General features: G+C 74.2%; 12 protein-coding genes and 1 pseudogene. All 13 read right to left on the reverse strand.

The window, feature by feature from the left end; genetic code table 11:
* Positions 1-20: 20 nt before the first annotated feature.
* The 13 genes and pseudogenes from AC0GKK_RS15205 to AC0GKK_RS15265 all read right to left on the reverse strand — a co-directional run bounded on the left by AC0GKK_RS15205 (position 21) and on the right by AC0GKK_RS15265 (position 14,085).
* Complete coding sequence (locus AC0GKK_RS15205; RefSeq protein ID WP_489881921.1) at positions 21-350, reverse strand: rhodanese-like domain-containing protein; 330 nt, start codon at positions 348-350, stop codon at positions 21-23.
* Between the two features lie 436 nt (positions 351-786).
* Positions 787-2,379 (reverse strand): annotated as a pseudogene (locus tag AC0GKK_RS15210) (solute symporter family protein); the annotation flags it as partial.
* Positions 2,376-2,717, reverse strand: coding sequence for a DUF485 domain-containing protein (locus AC0GKK_RS15215; protein WP_062399142.1), 342 nt, complete (start codon positions 2,715-2,717; stop codon positions 2,376-2,378). The gene AC0GKK_RS15215 and the pseudogene AC0GKK_RS15210, both read right to left, overlap by 4 nt.
* 215 nt (positions 2,718-2,932) lie before the next feature.
* Positions 2,933-4,690, reverse strand: coding sequence for a sodium/solute symporter (locus AC0GKK_RS15220; RefSeq protein WP_405420566.1), 1,758 nt, complete (start codon positions 4,688-4,690; stop codon positions 2,933-2,935).
* A complete protein-coding gene (locus AC0GKK_RS15225) occupies positions 4,687-7,155 on the reverse strand; it encodes a hypothetical protein (protein WP_489881922.1) in 2,469 nt (822 codons plus the stop codon). The genes AC0GKK_RS15220 and AC0GKK_RS15225 overlap by 4 nt, the downstream gene beginning before the upstream one ends.
* On the reverse strand, positions 7,152-8,000 hold the full coding sequence (locus tag AC0GKK_RS15230; protein WP_476654977.1) for a LytR/AlgR family response regulator transcription factor: 849 nt from the start codon (positions 7,998-8,000) through the stop codon (positions 7,152-7,154). The genes AC0GKK_RS15225 and AC0GKK_RS15230 overlap by 4 nt, the downstream gene beginning before the upstream one ends.
* 171 nt (positions 8,001-8,171) lie before the next feature.
* Positions 8,172-9,059, reverse strand: a complete 888-nt coding sequence (locus tag AC0GKK_RS15235) for a S49 family peptidase (protein WP_346107817.1) — start codon at positions 9,057-9,059, stop codon at positions 8,172-8,174.
* A gap of 123 nt (positions 9,060-9,182) precedes the next feature.
* Positions 9,183-10,394 (reverse strand): sensor histidine kinase, encoded by a 1,212-nt coding sequence (locus AC0GKK_RS15240; RefSeq protein ID WP_224401013.1) that lies wholly within the window; start codon positions 10,392-10,394, stop codon positions 9,183-9,185.
* 32 nt (positions 10,395-10,426) lie between these two features.
* Positions 10,427-11,305, reverse strand: coding sequence for a DNA-formamidopyrimidine glycosylase family protein (locus tag AC0GKK_RS15245; RefSeq protein ID WP_224401014.1), 879 nt, complete (start codon positions 11,303-11,305; stop codon positions 10,427-10,429).
* An 8-nt stretch (positions 11,306-11,313) separates the two neighbouring features.
* A complete protein-coding gene (locus AC0GKK_RS15250) occupies positions 11,314-11,754 on the reverse strand; it encodes a hypothetical protein (RefSeq protein WP_073573757.1) in 441 nt (146 codons plus the stop codon).
* 191 nt (positions 11,755-11,945) lie between these two features.
* The gene (locus AC0GKK_RS15255; RefSeq protein ID WP_226368087.1) at positions 11,946-12,506 is read right to left on the reverse strand and encodes a cupin domain-containing protein; all 561 of its coding nucleotides are present in this window, start codon (positions 12,504-12,506) and stop codon (positions 11,946-11,948) included.
* A 53-nt stretch (positions 12,507-12,559) separates the two neighbouring features.
* On the reverse strand, positions 12,560-13,807 hold the full coding sequence (locus tag AC0GKK_RS15260) for a cytochrome P450 (RefSeq protein WP_405420583.1): 1,248 nt from the start codon (positions 13,805-13,807) through the stop codon (positions 12,560-12,562).
* Positions 13,804-14,085 carry a DUF4326 domain-containing protein gene (locus AC0GKK_RS15265; RefSeq protein ID WP_489881923.1) on the reverse strand — a complete coding sequence of 94 codons (282 nt, stop codon included), beginning with the start codon at positions 14,083-14,085 and terminating at the stop codon, positions 13,804-13,806. Before AC0GKK_RS15265 ends, AC0GKK_RS15260 begins: the two co-directional genes overlap by 4 nt.
* Positions 14,086-14,181: the final 96 nt, after the last annotated feature.

Genomic DNA, 14,181 nt, shown 5'->3' on the forward strand with positions numbered 1-14,181 from the left:
GACGCCGGCGCGGACACGGGTCAGGCGATCCGGGGGGCGCTGCCGTCGTCGGTCACGACCGTGCGGCCCTGGGCGGCCCAGTCCTGCATGCCGCCCTCGACGTTCACCGCCGGGAAGCCCTGGTGGGCCAGGTAGGCGACGACCCGGGCCGACCGGCCACCGGAGCGGCAGACGACGTAGAGCGGGTCGTCGGTGGGGACCTCGCCCATCCGGCCGGCCAGCTCGGACATCGGCAGGTGACGGGCGTGCGGGGCGTGCCCTGCGGTCCACTCGTCGAGCTCGCGGACGTCCAGCATCGGGGCGTCGGCGGGGAGATCGGACACGCTCACGGCGGGAACCGGGTCGGACATGGCGCCATCCTGCCACGCCGCCCCGTCAACCCGCCGTGAGCGGCGCGGGTCAGCGGCCGTCGTCGCGGTAGAGCGACCCGTGCGGGATCGTCACCTCGTTCGGGTCCAGCGGCGGCTGGACGGCCCGGTAGCCGCCGGTGGCCTGCGCGGGGCGGTACCCGCCGGTGCCCTGCGGCCCGGGCCTGCGCCCGGTCCCGAACCGGTCCGGACGCCCGTCGGCCCCGACCGCGGGCTGGGTGCCGGTCAGCCCGGTGTTGCCGAACAGCTCGCCGGCCTGGCGGCTGGTCTGCGGCCGCTGCTGCCCCGGGTTCGGCCGGGGCTGCGGACGCGGCTGCGAGCGGTGCCGGCCGGATCCCTCGGCCTCGCGCCGGGGGATCCCGATGAGGTCCTCGGCGGGCACGGCGGTCGACTTCGGCGCCTCCTTCGGCGCGGTGGTCGCGCGCACCGCACCGGCACCGGTGAGCGAGCGGACCTCCATCTCGGCGTAGCGGGCGGCGTTGAACCGTTCGCGGCCGCCGAGGAAGGTGCCGATGATCCCGAGGGCGAAGGACACCGGGATCGACACCAGACCGGGGTTGGACAGCGGGAAGAACGCGAAGTCCGCGTTCGGCACCATCGAGGTCGGGGACCCGGACACGGCCGGGGAGATCACGATGAGGCCCACGCAGACGATCACGCCGCCGTAGATGCTGCACAGCGCACCGGCCGTGTTGAACCGCTTCCAGAACAGCGAGAACAGGATGGTCGGCAGGTTCGCCGACGCGGCGACGGCGAACGCCAGCGCCACCAGGAAGGCGACGTTCTGGCCGTTGGCGACGATCCCGCCGCCGATCGCGACCAGGCCGATGACCAGCGCGGTCGTCCGGGCGACCTTCACCTCGGCCTCCGGCGTCGCGTTGCCGCGGCGGAGCACGTTGGCGTAGACGTCGTGGGCGAACGAGGCCGACGCGGTGATCGTCAGACCGGCGACGACCGCGAGGATCGTCGCGAACGCCACCGCCGAGATGAGGCCGAGCATGATCTCGCCGCCGAGGGCGTAGGCCAGCAGCGGCGCGGCGTCGTTCTGGTTGGCGCGAGTGATCGTCCCCGGCGGCAGCAGCGCCGTCGCGCCGTAGCCGAGCACCAGCGTGAACAGGTAGAAGATGCCGATCAGCCAGATCGCCCAGACCACCGATCGCCGGGCCTCCTTGGCCGAGGGCACGGTGTAGAAGCGCATCAGGATGTGCGGCAGACCCGCCGTGCCGAGCACCAGCGCGAGCCCCAGCGAGATGAAGTCGATCTTGTTCGTGTACTGCAGGCCCGGGTTGAGGATGGCCTCGCCGCGCTCGGAGTTCTCGGTGGCCTGCTCCAGCACCGCGGACAGGTTGAACCCGTAGCGGCCGAGCACCCAGGTGGTGAGCACGGCGGCACCGGTGAGCAGCAGACCGGCCTTGATGATCTGCACCCAGGTGGTGCCCTTCATGCCGCCGAACAGCACGTAGACGACCATCAGGCCGCCGACGACGACGATCACCAGCGCCTGCGACAGCGTGTCGGTCTTCGGGATCTGCAGCAGCAGCGAGATCAGCCCGCCGGCCCCGGCCATCTGCGCGATCAGGTAGAAGAGCGAGACGACCAGCGTCGAGGTCGCTGCGGCCGCGCGGACCGGGCGCTGGCGCATCCGGAACGCCAGGACGTCGCCCATCGTGAAGCGGCCGGTGTTGCGCAGCAGCTCCGCGACGAGCAGGAGCGCCATCAGCCAGCCGACCAGGAAGCCGATGGAGTAGAGGAAGCCGTCGTAGCCGTAGAGCGCGATGGCTCCGGCGATGCCGAGGAACGAGGCCGCGGACAGGAAGTCACCGGCGATCGCGGTGCCGTTCTGCGGGCCGGTGAACGCGTGGCCGCCGGTGTAGTAGTCGGCGCGCGTGGCGTTCGTGCGGCTGACCCGCAGCACGATCATCAGGGTCACGATCACGAACAGCAGGAAGAACCCGAGGTTCGCGGTGACCGAGCCGACCGACTCGGCCTGGGCCAGCACCGACGTGGTCATGCGCGCACCTCCGCCTGCTCGACCCGGGCGCGCAGCTCGGCGGTCGGGCCGTCGATCTCACGCTCGGCGAACCGGACGTACAGGGTCGTGATCAGGAAGGTGGAGACGAACTGGCCGAGGCCGACGAGCAGCCCGACCGTGATCGTCCCGACGACCCGGATGGACATGAACTCGGGGGCGTAGCTGGCGAGACCGACGTACGCGAGGTACCAGGCGAGGAAGATCGCGGTCATCGGGAACACGTAGCGCCGGAGACGGCTGCGGTACGCCCGGAACTCGGGACTCGCCTGGACCTGCTGGTAGATCGTGCCGGCCGAGCGCTCTGCGGGGCTGCTCATGGCGCCGGTTCCTTTCGGGTCGTGCTGCGGGGAGCCGGGCCGCGTCGTGGCCGGGGGACCGCGGCGCGCCCCCGGGGGACACACTTCACCCGGAACAACGACCGGGTATCGCATCGGGGAACGTCGTTGCGTGCCGTTACCGACGAAGAACCCCGGTCCGGACGAACCGACCCGTCCGAACGGTGACGCTGTGTAGATCCGTTCGGGGAGACCCGTCAGGCTCTGTCGTCCAATCGGTCCCGCATGAGACCCAGTCGTTCGGGTGCGTGCAGGCGCAGCAGCACCTGGCCGGCGTCGGCGGGGCGGCGCGCGCGGGTGAACCTGGAGACCAGCGCCATCGTCGCGAACGCCAGCGGCACGCTGACGATCGCCGGCCGGTACAGCAGGACCCCGATCCAACCGGCCGACGGGCCGAGCCCGGAGACGTCGGCGCCGGCCAGCGCGGCGACGACCGCCCCGGCCGACACCACCCCGCCGACGACGACCCCGGCGATCGCGCCGACGTCGGTCAGCCCGCGCCACCAGATGCCCAGCACCAGCAGCGGGCAGAACGCGGACGCGGCGACGGCGAAAACGAGCGCGACGGCCTCGGCGAAGTTCAGGCCGGTCGGCACGAGCGCGACGACGGTCGGCGGCACCCCGGCGAGCACCGTCGCCAGCGGGAAGCGCCGGGTCATCCGGCCGTGGCGGGGCAGCACGTCGGTGGACACGACGCTGGCCAGGCTGACCAGCAGGCCCGACGCCGTCGACAGGAACGCGGCCCACGCCCCCGCCGCGACGAGGCCGCCCACCAGCGCACCGAGCAGCCCGCTGCCCAGGATCGCGGTCGGGAGCAGCAGCACCGCGGCGTCGGTGCGGCCGGTGACCAGCAGCTGCGGGGTGTAGACCCGCGACAGCACGCCGAGCAGGGTCACCAGCACGTAGAAGCCGCCCAGCATCGCCAGGACGAGTACGGCGCTGCGCCGGGCCGCCCGGCCGTCGGAGTTGGTGTAGAAGCGGCCGAGCACGTGCGGCAGGCCCATGGTCCCGAGGAACGTGGCGAGGATCAGCGAGTAGGTCGCGAGCAGCTGGTGCTGCTCGGAGCCGGTGAACGGGCGCAGCCAGCTCTCGTCGTCGGTGGGGGCGCCGCGGGTGACCGGTACCGGGTCGCCCGCCGCGAAGCGCAGCTCGGTCCCGGCGGTGACCTCGTGGGTGGACCCGGCGACCCAGCGCAGCGGGCCGTCGACGGCCTGCCCGTCGACGGTGCCGCGGGCGACGACGTCGACGGCCAGCCGCGCCTCCAGCGTCACCGGCGTGGCGACCGAGACGGTCGTGGGCTCGCGGAACTCCGGCGGCTCGTCGCGGGCGAAGGTGTGGCCGTCGCCGAGCCACACGGCCAGGCCGATCACGGCGGGCACGGCGAGCGCGGTCAGCTTGAACCAGTACTGGAACGCCTGCACGAACGTCACCGACCGCATCCCGCCGAGCGCGACGGTGGCGACCACGATCACCCCGGCCGCTCCGGAGCCGATCCAGTCGGGCAGACCGGTGACGATGCCGACGGTCAGCCCGGCGCCCTGCAGCTGCGGCAGCAGGTAGAGCCAGCAGATGACGATGACGACGGCCGCGCACACCTTGCGCAGCATCGGCGAGGCGAGCCGGGCGTCGGCGAAGTCGGGGACGGTGTAGGCGCCCGACCGGCGCAGCGGCGCGGCGACGAACAGCAGCAGGAACAGGTAGCCGGCGGTGTAGCCGACGGCGTACCAGAGCGCGTCGACGCCCTGGACGAGGATCAGCCCCGCGATGCCGAGGAACGACGCCGCGGACAGGTACTCGCCGGAGATCGCGCCGGCGTTGAGCCGTGACGGCACCGACCGGGACGCGACGAGGAAGTCCGAGGTCAGCCGGGTCCGGTGGGCGACGGAGCCGATCACGGCGGACGCGACCGCCACCAGGACGATCGCGACCAGCGACAGGATCGCGGTCAGGCTCATCGATCGGCCACGTCGTCGGCGAAGTCCTGTTCCGCCGCCTCCGCGGAGCTCACGTACCACCAGCCCAGGCCGAGCAGGAACGGGTAGACGAGCACGCCGAGCAGCAGCCAGGGCAACCGGATGCCGAGCACCTCGACCTGACCGATCACCGGGACCGCGATGAACAGCGCGGGCAGCACGCCCAGCCCGATCAGCGCGACGACGCTGACCCGGAGCGCGAGCAGCAGCTGGGTGCGGACCAGTGAGTTGCGCAGCAGGGTGCCGACGGCGCCGGGGTCCTGCACGTCGGACAGCCCGCGCGAGGACTGCGCGGTCGAGCGGCGTTCGGAGAGCACGACGCGGACGCGCCCGGCGCCGGGCCCCGCGCCGTCGGCGTCGTCGAGCTCCTCGACGGCCGCGGGCGGATCGGTCGGCTCCGCGGAGAACGGGCGCGGGCGGGCCCCGGTGTAGGGCGCCGCGGCGGCCGGGGCGAACGGCTCCGGCGCGGGCTCGACCGAGGGTTCGGGAGCCGGGGCGACGACGTCGACCTCGGGGGCGCGCCAGATGACCTCGGTGCGTTCGAGGGGGCCGCCGCGCAGCTCGTCGAGCTCCTCGTCGAGCTCGTCCTCGTCGGGGAGGTCGTCGTCCAGCTCGTCGTCGGCACGGTCGGCGGCCTCGACGCCGAGGCGGTCGTCGGGGTCCGCGGGGCGGTACGGCGCCGGTGCGACGGGGCCGCGTCGTCCCGCCGCGGACCAGCGGGTGGGGACCGGACGGGTCTCGGGGGACTCCTCGGGACGCGGCCGGTCGGCCGGTGCGACGACGGTCGTGTCCGCGGTCCCGGTCCGGGGCCGGATCCCGGCGCCGTCCGTGCCGTGGGTGTCGGCCGTGTCCGGGCGGCGGGCCGTGTCGGTGCCGGCCGCGCTGTCCGCGGCGCCTGCCGTGCCGGTCGCGCCCGCGGTCCCGGGGGCGCCGGTCGTGTCGGTGGTGCCCGCCAGGAGCGCGCTGCGGTCGGGGGACCAGGTGTTCGACCACGAGGTCGCGCCCGGGACGCGCTGGGGCAGGCCGGAGCCGCCGCTCGAGGGGGGCCACTGCTTCCCGCTGTCGGCGACGTCCGGTGCCGGGGTCACGCCCGGGGCGGACGGCCAGCCGTCGCCGGGGCGCACACCCTCCGGGGCGTAAGGGTCCGGCACGAGGTTCGCGCGGGTCCGGGCCGGCCGGGAGCGGGTGGGGTGGACCGGCCGGGCGTAGCTCTCACGCGCGTCGGGGTCGTCGGAGTCGCGGGCATCCGGGTCGCGGACGTCGGGGGTGCGGACGCCGTCGCGCGGGACGCCGTCGCGCCGGGTGTCGTCCTGCGGGCGGGGGTCGTCCTGCGGGCGGGGGGCGGCCGGCGTGGGGGCGGTGGGCGACGGCGCGGCGGCCGCAGTAGTCCCGGCCGGGTTCGCGACGCCACGGGCGGCCGCACCGCGGGGCGGGTCGGCCTGGTCGGGATCGGGGGCGGGAGCGTCGTGGTGGTCGGGCTGCCCGCCGTCCTGCGGCCGCGGCCCGGCCGGGTCGACCCGGGCGTGCCGGCCGGTCCCCCCGGCCCGGTCCGCGACGCGACGGGCGATCTCGGCCTGGAGCCAGCCGGCGCCGCTGTCGTCGGCGGGTTCCTCGACCGCGCGGCGGGCCCGGCGGGCCGCGCGGTCCCCGGTCACCGCGGTCGCGTCCCGGTCGCCGGAGCCCGGGTCGCCCGGCCCCTGGGCGCCGGGTCCCTGGCTGCCCGGCCCCTGGCTGCCCGGCCCCTGGCTGCCCGGTCCGTGGGTGCCGGGCGCCCGGGTGCCGGGGGCAGGGGCGATGTCACCGGGCGCGGCGCTGTCGGGCGTCGGGCCGCCGGACGTCGGGCCGACCGCGGGTGCAGGCGCGGCCGGAGCGACACCACCGGTGCGCGCACCGGCCGCCTCGGGTCCCGGTCCGGCGGTCGGTCCCGTACCGGGGGTCGGTCCCGTACCGACGGTCGGTCCCGGGCGGGGGTTCGGTTCCGGGCGGGGGCTCGGCCGGGGGCCGGCGCCCGGCGCGGGCCGCCCACGGTCGTCGGGCGCACCGGGCCCCGGCACCGGACCGTGCGGCGACGCGGCGGCGGGCGCTCCCCCGGTCCCGGGCGCGCCGTAGCCGCCGGCCGGCCGCGGGTGCGGACCGGACGCGAACGAGCCACGCGGCTGCGCCGGGATGGCGTTCCCGGACGGCTCCGACGCGAGGGCGACGCGGCGGTTGCGGTGCTCGAGCGCCGGGTTCCAGGCGTCCAGACCGGCGACGGCGCCGTCGGGGTACGGGCGCGACCGTGCGGGGTCCGGACGCTCCTCGGGCGCGGCGGGGCCCTGGTCCGCCCGGGCCCCGGCGGCCGTCGCGTCGGGCTCGGTGCCGGGCCGGTCGGACCCGTCGAGATCGTCCGCGGCCCGGTCGGACTGCGGACGCACCGACGGCGAGACGCCGCCGGTGGACCTGCTCACCTCTGGCTCCACGCCTGCTTGGTCGCGCGGACGAGGCGGTCCTTCAGTTCACGGGTGTGCCGACGACTGACCGGCAGCTCCGCGGTCTCCGGGCCGGATCCGATGCGCACGACGTAGCCGGACCCGGCCAGCCGCAGCTCGGTGACCAGCGGCAGCGCCACCAGGTACGAGCGGTGGATACGCACGAAGCCGGCGTCGCGCCAGCGGTCCTCGAGCACCGACAGCGGGATCCGGACGAGGTGGCTGCCCTCGGTGGTGTGCAGCCGGGCGTAGTCGCCCTGCGCCTCGACGTAGCGCACGGCGGACCGCGGTACCAGCTTGGTGGTGCCGGCCAGCTCGACGGGGATGACCTCGTCGTCGCCGCCGGTCTCCTCGCGCACGGTCTCGACCGGTCCGCTGCGACGGGTCGACAGGATCCGGTCGAGCGCGGCGGAGAGGCGCTCGGTGCGCAGCGGCTTGAGGAGGTAGTCGATGGCACCGACGTCGTAGGCGTCGACCGCGCGGTCGTCGTGCGCGGTGACGAAGACGATCGCCGGCTGCACGGCCATGTTCTGCAGCACCCGGGCCAGCTCCAGGCCGTCGAGACCGGGCATGCGGATGTCGAGGAACACGGCGTCGATGTCGGTCTGCTCGGCGACGTCCGCGCCGCCCCCCGCGCCGGCTCCCGCGGCCGCCCCGGCCCGGCGGCCGTTCAGGATGCGCAGGGCCTCGGTGGACTCGCCGGCCTTGAGGACCGTCGCGACGCGCGGGTCCTCGTCGAGCAGGTAGGCCATCTCCTCGAGCGCGGGCTGCTCGTCGTCCACCGCGAGAACGACCAGTCCGCGAGTGGTGTCGTTGCTGTCCACGATCTCCTCATCCTGCTTCCGGGCCTGCGCCGGGAAGCCCATCCGCTCGATGATCGCCCGGCGCCGCGACCATGGTGACGTGCCGACGCGCGTGATGCCAGGGCACGAACCGGATCGGTGACCGTCCGGACACGGGGTGCAGCTCGGCCGTGGTACGCACGGTCACCGGTGTCACAGCCCGTAACGGGCCCACGCCGCCCGCGTCTCGAGGGCGGAGAGCAGCTCGTGCCCGGCCCCGGCGATGCCGCCGGAGAGGCCGGCCTGGGCCGCGGACCCGCCGGCGCCGAGGCGGGCGAGCAGCGGCCTGCGCTGCTCCACCGGGCGCTGCTCGGCGTCGGGGAAACGTTCGGTCAGGACGTCGTGGGCGCTGCCGATGCCGTCCACCAGGCCCAGCTCGCGGGCCCGCTCACCCAGCCACACCTCGCCGTCGAACAGCTCGGTGTCGGTCGCGAGCCGGTCGCCACGCCGCTCGCGCACCCATCCGGTGAACCGGTCGTGCAGCTGTTCCTGCAGGCCGGTGAGCCAGGCGACGTCCTCGGACCGCTCGGGCAGGAACGGGTCCAGCCGCGACTTCGACCCGCCCGCGGTGTGCAGCCGCCGGGAGACACCCCATCGCTCGATCAGGCCGTCGAGCCCGAACCCGGCGCTGATCACGCCGATCGAGCCGACGATCGAGGTGGAGCAGGCGTAGATCTCGTCGGCGGCGCAGGCCAGCCAGTAGCCACCGGACGCGGCGACGTCCTCGCAGAACGCGAGCACCGGCACGTCCTTCTCCGCCGCCAGCGAGCGGATACGGTCCCCGATCAGCTGGGACTGGGTCGGCGAGCCGCCCGGGGAGTTGATCACCAGCGCGACGGCGGCGAGCCGCTCGGGCGCGAACGCCCGTTCCAGCACCTTCTCCATCGACGAGATGCTCAGCACCTGCCGCGGTACCGGCGCGGCCTGGGCGCTGATGACGCCCTGCATCCGCACGACCGACACCACCGGAGGGCCGACCGACTCACCCAGCCTTCCGGGCAGACGGGAGGTCACCGCCGCGGGAATACGCAGGACGTCCATGCCGTCCCACCGTACGCGCGAGCACAGGGTGACGTGGTGTGACCGGATCGGCACAGCTCGCGACCACCTGGTTCACCCGTACGGCCCAGCCGATCGCCGGAGGGTCCCACGGATGCCCGCCGGTCAGGCCCGAATGCCCGCCCGGAACTTCGGCACCCGCAGCGTGATCTTCATACCGGCGCCGATGTTGGTGTCGACGACGAGGCCGAAGTTGTCGCCGAAGGCCGAGCGCATGCGGTCGTCGACGTTGCCGAGGCCGACGTGCGCGCCGGAGAGGTGGGCGTCGTCGAGGTCCTCGTTGAGCCGGGCCGGGTCCATGCCGACGCCGTCGTCCTCGACGACGATCACGCACTCCGAGCCGGCGTTCTCCGCCCGGATGGTGACGGTGCCGCCGTTGGGCTTGCCGGACAACCCGTGCCGGACCGCGTTCTCCACGAGCGGCTGCAGCGCGAGGAAGGGCAGGACGACGTTCTGCACCTCCTGGTCGATCTGGAGCTTGATGTTGAGCCGGTTCCCGAAGCGGGCCTTCTCCAGCCGGACGTAGCGCTCGATGTTGTTCAGCTCGTCGAGCAGCGTCGTGTACTCGCCGGCCGAGCGGAACGAGTAGCGGGTGAAGTCGGCGAACTCGATCAGCAGCTCGCGGGCCCGCGCCGGGTCGGTCCGGATGAACGAGGCGATCGTGGTCAGTGCGTTGTAGACGAAGTGCGGGGAGATCTGGGCACGCAGGGCGCGGACCTCGGCGCGGTTGAGCCGGGCCCGGGAGTCGTCGAGCTCGGCGAGCTCCAGCTGGCTGGAGACGTAGCGCGCGACCTCACCGGTGGCCCGCAGCACCGGCGGGCCCGCCGTCGACGGGGTCAGCGCGGCGAGCGTGCCGATGATGTTCCCGTCGCTCTCCAGCGGGACGACGACGATCCCCCGCACCTCGCAGCCGGGCTGGTTGCACTTGATGGAGGTGTGGCTCATCAGCTCCATCCGGCCGGTCCGGACGACCGTGTCGGCGAGCGTCTGCACGTCCTGCTGGTGCTGGTCGGCGGTGCCGTCCCAGCCCAGGACCGTCCCGCGGGAGTCGGTCATCGCCATCGCCGTGGTCTCCAGCAGCTGGCGCAGGTACGGCAGCGCCTGCGACGCCGAACGCGACGACAGCCCCTCGCGCAGCACCGGCGCGGCCAGCGCGACCGTGTGCAGCGCGGAGAACGTGGCCTTGGCCAGCGGCGAGACCATCGTGTTGCGCCGGTTGCGCTGCCACAGGAAGAAGAACACCGCGACCACGCCGACGACGACCGCCACCACGAGCAGCAGCGCCATGGACGGGGTGAGCGTGGTGGATCCGTCCACGACTGCGAGCACCCCCGTTCCCGCGCCCGCCACTAGCGCACCAACCGGGACAGGCGGCGGTCGGCGAGCGGTTTCCCCCCGGTCTGGCAGGTCGGACAGTACTGGAACGATCTCTCCGCGAACGACACCTCGCGCACGGTGTCGCCGCAGACCGGGCAGGGCAGCCCGGTGCGGGCGTGCACGCGCAGCCCGGAGCGCTTCTCCCCCTTGAGCTCCGCGGCGCCCTGGCCGACCGAGCGGGCCACCGCGTCGGACAGCACGGCGTGCAGCGACTCGAACAGGGTGTCCCGGGCGGCGGCGTCGAGCCGGGACGCCGTGGCGTAGGGCGACAGGCGCGCGGTGTGCAGGATCTCGTCGGAGTAGGCGTTGCCGATGCCGGCGAGCGTGGACTGGTCGGCCAGCAGCGTCTTGAGTCTGCGGTTGTCGCCGTCGAGCAGCTCGTCGAGACCGGCCCGGCCCAGCTCCAGCGCGTCCGGACCCAGCTTCGCGATGCCCGGGACCTGCGCCGGGTCGTCCACCAGGTACACGGCGAGCCGCTTCTGGGTGCCCTGCTCGGTGAGGTCGAAGCCCGGCCCGCCGACCTGGTCGAGGTGTACCCGCAGCTGCAACGGGCCGCGGCCCGGCTTGGGCGGGGTGACGCCCGCGGTGGTGTGCCAGCGCAGCCAGCCGGCCCGGGACAGGTGCGTGACCAGGTGCAGCGGGCCGCTGTCGGGGCGGTCGTCGAAGTCGACCGACAGGAACTTCCCGAACCGCGACGCCCCGGTCACCACCCGGCCCACCAGCGCCGACACCGGTGGGTCGAACGTCTTCAGTGCGCTCATCGAGGCCAGGTCCACCCGGGCCACCGGGCGGTACACGGCGTGCTCACGCAGGTGGTGGGCCAGGGCCTCCACCTCGGGCAGTTCGGGCACCGCGACTCCTAGTTGATCGGCTGCAGCGGGCTGTCCGCGTGGCCGGGCGTCGAGCGGTTCTTGAGGCTGCGCACGACCACCTTGGTCTCCTCGCGTGCGGTGGCGAGCCCGCGCACCATGCCCGTCCACTTCTCCGGGGGCAGGTCGTAGCCGCCCTGGGTCTTCGCGGTGATCGTGAACGGCCTGCGCAGCAGCCAGCGGAACGGGAAGAAACCCAGTCCGACGATGACGACGAGCCAGTAGAACCAGGGAAAGACCACCCCGCCGGGCACCCAGACGACGAGGACCAGCCAGAAGAACACCAGCGTGCCGAGGATCAGCACGACCGCGCCGTTACCCGCGTCGACGTCGTGCTCGAACTCGTCACCGACCGCCGGCGTGGTCCACTCGATCCGCCGGCTCACCTGCCATTCACGGTAGTCCGCCGCGATGACCGTCTTCGTCGTCAAGGTGTCCGCTCCCCTGCCCCGGTACCGCCCACGATGTTCCCACAGGCCACCGACAGATCCGAGACCTCACGCGCCCGCCGCCGCGTCGCGATCCCCCGTCTCCCACGAACGGGCCGCCCGTACGAACCTTTCGTGCGAACGGCCCGCTCGGACGGACACGGGAGCCGGGCCGAGGAGGGCGCTGTGGTGGGTCAGCAGGCGGGCTCGGCGGGCTCGCGTTCCGGGGCGCCGGGGGCCAGCAGCTCCGAGCGGGTCAGCACGACCGGGTCCGGGCCGTCGTTGCGCAGCTCGTTGGGCCTGCCGTCCTCCAGGAAGAACGCCTCCCCCGGGCCGAACGGGCGCGGCTCGCAGGAGTCGGCGCGCTGCACCGTCACCGTGCCGGACCGCACGACGGTGATCACCGTGCCGGGGTGGCGGACCCAGCCGCTCGCCTGGCCCGGCTGCAGCACCTCGGTGCGCACGAGCAGCTCGGCGGGGCCGGGCGTGGAGATGTCGACGGGGCGGTCGAGGCGCCCCACCGCGTCGGAACCCGCCTGGGCCGCGGTCGCACCGGGAACCTCGGAGCCACCGGGGGCGGCCGCGGATGTGGTCGGCGCCGCGGACCGGTCGGCCGGGAGGATCTCGACGGTCGTCCCGTCGGAGGGTGCGGCGTCGGACTCGTGGCCGAGCTGCCCCGGTTGGGCACACCCCGCGAGCAGGGCGGCGGTCGCGACCAGCAGGGCCGGTCCGAGAAGGTGACGGGCGAGCGGCACGGGCGGTGTCCCTCCGGGCGCGATGCGTGATCGCACCGCACGCTAGTGGCCGATCACCACGCGAGCGGCAGCCGGGTCGTCCCGTTGATGAAGTTCGAGGTCAGGCGGCGCACCTCCCCGTCGAGCCGGGCCGGCGGCAGGCGCAGGAACGCGGTGAGGAAGGCCCGCATCTGCATCCGGGCGAAGTGCGCGCCCAGGCACAGGTGCGGCCCCTGCCCGAACGCCAGGTGCTCGTTCGGGGAGCGGGTGATGTCGAAGGTGTCCGGGTCGGCGAAGCGGCGCTCGTCGCGGTGCGCCGAGCAGTGGTAGACGACGACCTTGTCCCCCGCCGCGATCTCCGCCCCGTTCAGGACGTGGTCGCGGGTGGCGGTCCGGCGGAACGTCAGCACCGGCGGGTGCCAGCGCAGGATCTCCTCGATCGCCGACGGCAGCAGCCCCGGTTCCGCGCGCAGGCGGGCGTAGGCGTCGGGGTGCCCGACGAGCGCGAGCACCCCGCCCGGCAGCGCGCTGCGCACCGTGTCGTTGCCCGCGATGACCAGCAGGAAGAAGAACATGTGCAGCTCGGGTCCGGTGAGTGCGCGACCGTCGACCTCGGCGTGCACCAGTGCGGTCATGACGTCGTCGCCGGGCTCGGCGCGCTTGCGCTCGGCGAGGGCGTCGGCGTAGCCGAACATGTCGGCCAGCGCGGCCGGGGAGCGCGGGTTCACCGGTGGACCCTCGGCCGCGTGGTCCGGGTCCTGGTAGCCGATCACCCGGTTCGTCCAGTGCAGCAGCATCGGGCGGTCCTCGACCGGCACGCCGAGCAGGTCGGACAGGTTCTGCAGCGGGAACTCGTCGGTGACCCGCCCGACGAGCTCGCAGCCGCCGTCGTCGCGCACGGCGTCCAGGAGCGCGTCGGCGCGGCGCTGCACCGCGGCGGCGAACCCCTCCAGCCGGCGACGCGTGAACGCCCCGGTGACCAGCGTCCGCAGCCGGACCTGCTCCGGCGGGTCCATGTTGAGCACCATCCGGCGCAGGAACGGCAGGTCGGCCGGGTCGGGGTCGCGGATCTGCGTCGCCCCGAGCGACGACGAGTAGTCGGCCGGGCTGCGCAGGACGTGCCGGACGTCGTCGTAGCGGGTGACGGCCCAGAACCCGGGTCCGGCCGGCCACGGGCCGACGGCGTGCTCGTCCTGCCAGGAGACGGGCGCCGCGTCGCGCAGCAGCCGCAGCGCATCGTGCGGCACCCCGCGGGCGAACACGCGCGGGTCGAACACATCGGTGTCGATCCCGACCGGGTCGACCCCATCGGGGCGGCTCACCGGTTCGCCACCTCGATCAGCGTGTCCGCGTGGCAGGGCAGGTCCTCGGCGCACCAGCAGCACAGGTCTTTGCCCACGAGCTCGGTCCGGGCCCGTTCGACCAGGTCGGGGCGCTCGTCGAGCAGCCAGCGGCGGTGCGCGGCGATGGCCGGTGCCCGCCCCATCTCGCGCACGTCGAAGGGGTTGCCCCACGGTCCGGGCCGGGTGACGAGCACCGCGCCGTCGGGTTTGCGCCACCCCTTCGTGCGACGCAGCCGGATCCGCTGTGGAGTGCTCACGATCCGCACCGTAATCAGGTGGCGCAGCTCACGGCCAATCGCTTTGCATTGCGCAACGCATCGGCGCATGCTTGCGCGAGTCAACTAGTTGCGTGA

It is taken from the genome of Pseudonocardia sp. P-1, assembly GCF_058111925.1.

Bases quoted from the DNA above. Each gene is read 5' to 3' on its own strand.
- AC0GKK_RS15205 (WP_489881921.1), bottom strand. From the start codon at position 350: ATGTCCGACCCGGTTCCCGCCGTGAGCGTGTCCGATCTCCCCGCCGAC.
- AC0GKK_RS15215 (WP_062399142.1), bottom strand. From the start codon at position 2,717: ATGAGCAGCCCCGCAGAGCGCTCGGCCGGCACGATCTACCAGCAGGTC.
- AC0GKK_RS15220 (WP_405420566.1), bottom strand. From the start codon at position 4,690: ATGAGCCTGACCGCGATCCTGTCGCTGGTCGCGATCGTCCTGGTGGCG.
- AC0GKK_RS15235 (WP_346107817.1), bottom strand. From the start codon at position 9,059: ATGGACGTCCTGCGTATTCCCGCGGCGGTGACCTCCCGTCTGCCCGGA.